We start from the raw sequence: 6,541 nt of genomic DNA, 5'->3' as shown, positions 1-6,541 counted from the left end.
AAAGTTGTTGTTCTTTCTTCTCATTCTTCTCAAGGCACTGTTCAATCAGCTTTAAATGCTGGCGCTGATTCTTATATTCTCAAGAAGAATAATGTTCCCCTAATTTTAGAAGCAATTAAAACCACCTTCTACGATAGCAAGTCTTTTTTTGACCCTGATATTAGCCGACATAATTTTTTATTCCAGCAGAAAATTAAGGGGAAGACTTACCAAGATCATCTTAGTGCCACTGAAATGCAAATTATCTCTTTGATGGCAGATGGTTCTTCTAATAAGCTGATTGCCGAGCGGTTATTTATTACTGAAAGTACCGTTAAAGGCCATATTAACAAGATTTTTGCTAAGTTAGATGTCAAGGATCGCGTCAATGCTCTGATTGAAGCTAGTAAACTTGGATACATCGAACAAGATTACCTGAAAGTAGGTTAGCTACTTATACCAATTCGCAATTCGCAATTCGCTTTTTCGCCCATTCGCAATTAAGAAACTTAGATGCAGCAAAACTTTCCTAATTTACATCTGTTGCCTCATTTTGGAGAATTGGTATTACTCACTTGAATTAAACAATAGCCCTGGGTTTTACTCTGCTGTGTTTGACAGGCTTCAATTGCTGCTTGATTTTTTAAGATGATTTGATACATCTGTTTACCCTCTTGGGATTTTGCCCATTGGAGAATCTTAAGATCGTTACGTGAGACTAATACTGACTGATTCGTTCCTATATTTTGCACCAGATTCCATGTGGTCAGCGAACCCAGCAAGGTACTGCCAGCCGCTACTAATCCACACACAAGAGATACTGTCCCCAATCCCCAGCCGGACTGCACTTTCATGCCTGTGCCGGTGGGCTTGATTTTTTTGATCTCATCACGCACGGCACTAGAGACAACTGTATAATGCATTGACTCGGCTTGTTTGCTTGTCTTCTCCAATTTTTGGTCTATCAGTGCTGCCCACGCTTCTATCATTGCCTCCATTCTTGCCTGGAGGTCTATCATCGTTTCTTCATATCTGCCCAGTGTCGCCATCATCCTAAACGTTGGATCGTCTGGTGTAATTCCTAGTTGATATGCCCCTTCAACTATGCGTTTTTGTTCTGATGGGGAATAGCCTTGTAATGTGTCTTGTAGTGTCATCAATCAAGCCCTAGATATTTAATAGCCAAATTGTTATTCATCACTGAATGACGAAACTTTTTAATCCATTGAAAAATGAAGCTTCTCCAAAATAAAATTATTGATAGCTCCTGGCAAACTTGTGAATATGGTTTACCAGTCTTTTCCATCGCTTGATAATGATTCCGATGTAGAGCCGTTAATTCTACTTCTGTACCTCCTATAATTAACAGCTTTTTCCGTATCTTCTCCTCATATTCTCTAAAATCTGGTGTAAAATGGTAATTTTTCACTACCACGTAGTTAGCGTTATTAGTCGCGTTCTGGATGATTGCATTTAAGTAATATATACAGTCTTCCCTGTGAGAAATAGGTTGAAGAAATGTTAAATTCCAACCAAATTTTACTACAACCTCAAATAAACTAGCACTCTCGATATATTGAATTACTTTTTCAATATCTTGTCCGGGCATATCAACAATCATCACATCTAAGTCAGGATGATTTAGGTCATCTGTTATTGCATCAGTATCGTCATTTGATAAATCAAACTTCTTAATGGTTGCTATATGTTCATAAGCCTGAAATACAGGGAATGATTCTTGGTTATAAACCTTTATCCGTTTTCCTTTTTGGGCTAACATTTCTAGCAATAGCTTGATAACTGTAGACTTACCCACCCGCGCATCTCCTACAGTTATAATCATTCTTTTTGACATCTTTTTTCCTATTCAGATAAAATCTTCTCTATGCCAAATAAATCTTTTTTTTGCTTTATTTGCCCTTTAAAATTGTTTAGCCAGCTTAAGACTCTACCAAATACAGACGGATATTCATCTTGTTCAAGTCCTTGTCTAAATGTCAGATTTTTAACATCTAAATAATCGTAGGATTTTTTCGCTAACTTTGGCATAGTTATACTTGTGAAATCATGCCCTGTTGCTTTTACTTGCTGTTCCATTTCTTTGACTTTTTGTGAGTTATCATAAAAAGTAAATTGTTCTGTCTCTCCGTAAAACAAGTTTTTTACTATTACATAATCCACCCGATCACCGCAGAAACTATATAGTTCTAGTAGTTGAGTTATACAATCAATTATTGTGCTAATAACTACTACTATCGTCACCTGCATCTTACATTTATTATTGACTACATCTAAAAACCCCATCTCGGTTATTAAAATTTTTAAAGTTGGCAGAAATTGTGATGGCGTTTCTAGTAATATCAAAGATTGTTCATCTTGATTTTTCCCCGATTCATTTGATTTGGGATAGACTAATTCTTTTAAATTATCTACAAATTCGTCTAATTTATCTGAGTTAGATATATCTAAACGATGAATGTTTGCAGCTTTTTCATAAAATCTGATCAAGTGTGGATTAGAATTATCCGCGTCTAACCCGACAAATTTTACTGCGTTATCTATGTAAGTTTGCGCTAAACCTCTGGCAAACGTTGACTTACCAACACCTCCTTTATCTCCTGTCACCATTACTAATCTTCTTAGTTGTTGTGGATTATTTTTATTGTTGTTATTCTTATTATTCTTTTCGGATACTGGATTATTAGACTGTGTATTACTAGTGTTTTCTTCTATCGCATTGTTAAGTGCTATATTGTCGAGTACTAGGCTGTCTAACTCTGTATTACTAATGTTTTCTTCTGTCACATTGTTGGGTGCTACATTGTCGGGTGCTGTGCTATCGGGATCTGTATTACTAGTGTCTTTTTCTATCGCATTGTTGGGTGCTATATTGTCGGGTACTGGGCTGTCGGGATCTATATTAATAGTATCTTTTTCTATCGCATTGTTAGGTGCTATATTGTTAAACGGTGTATTACTAAAGGGTTGATCTGCCAGATTGTTGCCAGTATTTCGGTTATTATCGTTGGCTATCTTAATAGTCATCATTCTTCTTCCTTTTGATATTGACTAATTGTTTTACAGATACTGTCTTTGAAATATCGGTCGGATTTTAATTCGTACCCAATGCACAAATTTATTAATCAAGTCCGCTTTGACAATCGTCTTTAAGGTATTGATGGCTGTAAAATTTAAAGTTTTTATTTTTACTACCTCTTCTTCAATAACTACATAACGTTCTTGACTGTGAATATTCATCAGTACTATTTTTTCGTTATTTAATTCTGCTGCAACGATGTTGAACACATCTTCGGTAAATATCTCTAGCCCTAAAGGGGTAGAGATTACCCGCACCGTGCTACCCAAAGGGTGATCGAATTCCCAATATGTCCATACTCTTCCCATAAATAGATTGCCATATTTGATTCAACACACGAAGCTATTTAGGTACTGTTTTTTTCAGTACTATAGTTTCTTGATTTTTAAAAAATACATTATAAAATTACTAGCGATTATTTTTGGTTTTCAAAGAATTGCCGCTATAAATACCAATATTATTCTTAGGTAAAACTGATAACGGTTGGATGTTAAGCCTATCGCCAACCTTGATATTGGCAGCGCCTTTTACTAGCTCTAGCACTTGGGAGGCAACTTTCCCCTTGTAGATGGGACAAGGGGTTTTGTGACAAGGTTCGGCATTGTAAACCGCAGTTGTCACCACATTGTCCTTAAGATAAAAGATGTCTAATGGAAAATTTACCTTGTACATCCAGAAAGGCACGTCGTAAATTTCTCTGCCCAGGTTGAATAACATCCCGCGATCGCCGTTTAAGGATGCTCGAAATTTCAGCCCTTTCTCTAATTGCTCTGGTGTAGAGGCGACTGAGAGCTTAAATGTGCGATCGCCGTGGGTGAGGATGTGGGTAACGGGTAAATTTTGGGGACGAGTTTGGACGTAACCGAGCGCCACAGTGCCAATGATAATTAATACTCCAGCAACAGGGCCTAGTATGTTCAGTAACTTGAAAGCAGCAACGTATAAATCTTTCTCATCAGGAATTTTAAGAATTTGCATAATTATCCAAAAATATCAACATTGCCGAGACTATATATAGATGAATCAATCGGGCTAGATGGTTGTCCTTGTAAAGCCGCAATGTTACGCATACTTTCAACCCGGTCAGCTTCGCGGATGGCCAGAGGATTCATACTCTGCCTTGCAGCCAGCAATGCCGACAATGTAATCTCAAGTGATGGCAGCTCGCTAGCTGGTGTAACATCATCACCAAACATTTGACAGAAAGTAGAGATGGCCGCACGTTCAACAATGGCTTGAATCTCCGCACCGACACATCGCTGCGTGGCTTTGAGTAACCTTTTCCATTCTTCTTCGCTGTACCCATCGCCCCCGTTACGAAAACGAGCATCGAATTTAGCTAGATGGATCTTGAAAATTGAGTGGCGTTCGCCGTAATTTGGGAGATCCACCTTGAAAATCTCGTCGAAGCGTCCACTTCTGGTTAGCTCTGGTGGTAGCCATTGAATATTGTTAGCCGAAGCGATAATTAAAACCTCACTAGTACGTTCTTGCATCCAGGTCAAAAGCATACCAGCTAGGCGTTTGGATAAATCATCATCGCCGGCGAATCCCTTATCAAAGTCATCAAGGTATAAAATTACACGATTGATTCGGTCTACCAGTGCGAGTAAGCTTTTTAGCTTGTACTCAGCCAAATTACCGTAACTGCGGAAACTACCCCACTCCAAAATAATCAGAGGTAGCCCCAATTGTGCAGAACTTGCTTTAGCCGAGTAAGATTTTCCTGTTCCCGGTGGGCCGATTAATAAAATCCCCTTGGGTAAGCGCAGATTATAGGCTTTAGCTAATGTGGATAGAAGGCGCTTATAAGTTTTAAACGCTTGCTGCATCAGTTCCAGCCCCCCGATAGGAGTGCTAGGGGGTTGGAGAAATTGAATATTATAAATCCGCTTGAACAGTTCGATTTTGTAAGCGGACAGTCTTTCTACTAACTCATCCGGTGTAATTTCATGATTTGCGATTGCCTGTCTGATTCCATAGTCAATGTCTGCCAAGTACATCCCTAAGCCGGCGATCGCAGTCGCATGAATATCGCCATAACTATAATTAGGTAATACTTGAGCTAAGTAACTGCTTATTTCCAGGGTAGCTGGCAGTTGTTGAATGACTGTCGGAACTTCGGGGGCAATGTCAGATGACACGGTGGCGTTTGACCCTAAGAGAATCGCTGCTTTGTTAGCATTGCAATTGTACAGCTTCAGGTTAATGAGGGCAGACTTAATCCACTCGGAAGTCAGAAAGAAATCGGGGTCAGTGGTAGACTCTCCCAGCCAAGGGAATATGCCCTCCAGTATGAGAATGCCCTGTAAATCAGTGGTTTTCCAAAATCGGAGAATCTCAAAGTAATGTTCGCGCCTGCTTTTGGCGATCGCTTGATACTGGTCAACACTTTGTAAAGTTAATCCCTCCTCATTAGTAGATAACTGCTGTAGCGCATCATCCTCCAGCGTCCACAGGTAACAGTTAATGTTGTATTGCTGGCATTCACTGGCGAGATTTGTCAAAAGTTTGAGTCTTTCTTGTAATGGAGACTCGACAGCTATCAGCTTATTGTTAAGTTTGATTAGAGAGAATATTTGCTTTGTTAACTCATTACTCATCAGGATTTTAACTAATTTTCACCCCAATATTATTGATAGCTAAAACTCTTTACTAGCTACTTTGGTACTGAAAAAATCGGTACTAGAGTAGCTTGACTTTTTTGCAACTATAGCTCTAATTCCTCGTGTTTTTGTTGTGAATAACGTTGTTGCAATTGATGGGAGAAATTGATTAACTGCGTATTCCAATCCCCACTTTCGCACTTGAGTTGAGTCGAGTGTGGCAGTAGTTCTTTAACAGCCCGTGCCACTGTTGATTGACTAAAAGCTACCTGTACATGAGTCACATTACGTAATCTTTCAACAGGTAAATTTGAAGTGTCATCTGCTGCCATGTAAACTGTTCTGTTTTCTGGTATTCCTTTAACCTGATATTCCAGCATGGCTACTGAAATGGCATCAATGGGAGAGTCAGACAGCACGACAGTACTAGTTTGTTCGCTAGGCTTTTTCCCCAAAGTAAAGTAAAACCAGCTATCACGGCGAACAGTACCTAACTCATAACCAGAAAATGTATTAGCTGTCCCTTCTAAAAATGCCCCTTTGGTCTTTCCGTTGAGATCCCGCATCACAAAAACTACATTTGCTTTTGAGTCGGCATAAACTAGCCCCTGGTTATGTAACATTTGTACACAATCAGAAGGTATGCTTCGTTTCTGTTTGAGGTAATGTTCAACGACTGACCAATTAGCTTTATCCTCAACGGGTGGGGTGAATTGGGGTGCTGGTTGAGTTTGGATAATGTCAGCCGCAACTTTTTGAGCATGAGCGATCGCTGCCCTTTGGGCCCCGACTTCACCAAATCGCTCCCCGATCCATGCGATCGCAGTTGTTTGGTTACATTGATTAACGTGTTTCACCA

8 protein-coding genes are annotated in these 6,541 nt (G+C 39.3%); 1 reads left to right on the top strand and 7 read right to left on the bottom strand.

What is annotated here, in order from left to right; genetic code table 11:
* Positions 1-429 (top strand): response regulator transcription factor (locus tag F8S12_RS20205; RefSeq protein ID WP_196517871.1); only part of this gene is annotated, 429 nt, incomplete at its 5' end.
* A 98-nt stretch (positions 430-527) separates the two neighbouring features.
* Here the strand turns inward: F8S12_RS20205 and F8S12_RS20200 are convergent.
* The 7 genes from F8S12_RS20200 to F8S12_RS20170 all read right to left on the bottom strand — a co-directional run.
* Positions 528-1,136, bottom strand: a complete 609-nt coding sequence (locus F8S12_RS20200; protein ID WP_196517870.1) for a DUF6753 family protein — start codon at positions 1,134-1,136, stop codon at positions 528-530.
* Entirely contained in the window at positions 1,136-1,834 is a 699-nt protein-coding gene (locus tag F8S12_RS20195; protein ID WP_196517869.1) for a hypothetical protein, read from the bottom strand. Before F8S12_RS20195 ends, F8S12_RS20200 begins: the two co-directional genes overlap by 1 nt.
* A gap of 8 nt (positions 1,835-1,842) precedes the next feature.
* The gene (locus tag F8S12_RS20190) at positions 1,843-3,027 is read right to left on the bottom strand and encodes a nucleotide-binding protein (protein WP_196517868.1); all 1,185 of its coding nucleotides are present in this window, start codon (positions 3,025-3,027) and stop codon (positions 1,843-1,845) included.
* Between the two features lie 30 nt (positions 3,028-3,057).
* Positions 3,058-3,384 carry a hypothetical protein gene (locus tag F8S12_RS20185; protein WP_196517867.1) on the bottom strand — a complete coding sequence of 109 codons (327 nt, stop codon included), beginning with the start codon at positions 3,382-3,384 and terminating at the stop codon, positions 3,058-3,060.
* 100 nt (positions 3,385-3,484) lie between these two features.
* On the bottom strand, positions 3,485-4,054 hold the full coding sequence (locus F8S12_RS20180; RefSeq protein ID WP_196517866.1) for a DUF192 domain-containing protein: 570 nt from the start codon (positions 4,052-4,054) through the stop codon (positions 3,485-3,487).
* Positions 4,055-4,056: 2 nt separating this feature from the next.
* Positions 4,057-5,679 (bottom strand): ATP-binding protein, encoded by a 1,623-nt coding sequence (locus F8S12_RS20175; RefSeq protein ID WP_196517865.1) that lies wholly within the window; start codon positions 5,677-5,679, stop codon positions 4,057-4,059.
* Between the two features lie 107 nt (positions 5,680-5,786).
* On the bottom strand, positions 5,787-6,541 hold a 755-nt coding region (locus F8S12_RS20170; protein WP_230968147.1), incomplete at its 5' end, for a DUF3991 domain-containing protein.

This window comes from Nostoc sp. WHI (genome assembly GCF_015714725.1).
Taxonomy (GTDB): Bacteria; Cyanobacteriota; Cyanobacteriia; order Cyanobacteriales; family Nostocaceae; genus Nostoc.
The sequence above is the reverse complement of the archived record's forward strand: the minus strand, read 5'-3'. Positions and strand labels throughout refer to the sequence as shown.

Coding starts and splice junctions, on each gene's coding strand:
- F8S12_RS20195 (WP_196517869.1), bottom strand. CDS start 1,834: ATGTCAAAAAGAATGATTATAACTGTAGGAGATGCGCGGGTGGGTAAG.
- F8S12_RS20180 (WP_196517866.1), bottom strand. CDS start 4,054: ATGCAAATTCTTAAAATTCCTGATGAGAAAGATTTATACGTTGCTGCT.
- F8S12_RS20190 (WP_196517868.1), bottom strand. CDS start 3,027: ATGATGACTATTAAGATAGCCAACGATAATAACCGAAATACTGGCAAC.
- F8S12_RS20175 (WP_196517865.1), bottom strand. CDS start 5,679: ATGAGTAATGAGTTAACAAAGCAAATATTCTCTCTAATCAAACTTAAC.
- F8S12_RS20200 (WP_196517870.1), bottom strand. CDS start 1,136: ATGACACTACAAGACACATTACAAGGCTATTCCCCATCAGAACAAAAA.
- F8S12_RS20185 (WP_196517867.1), bottom strand. CDS start 3,384: ATGGGAAGAGTATGGACATATTGGGAATTCGATCACCCTTTGGGTAGC.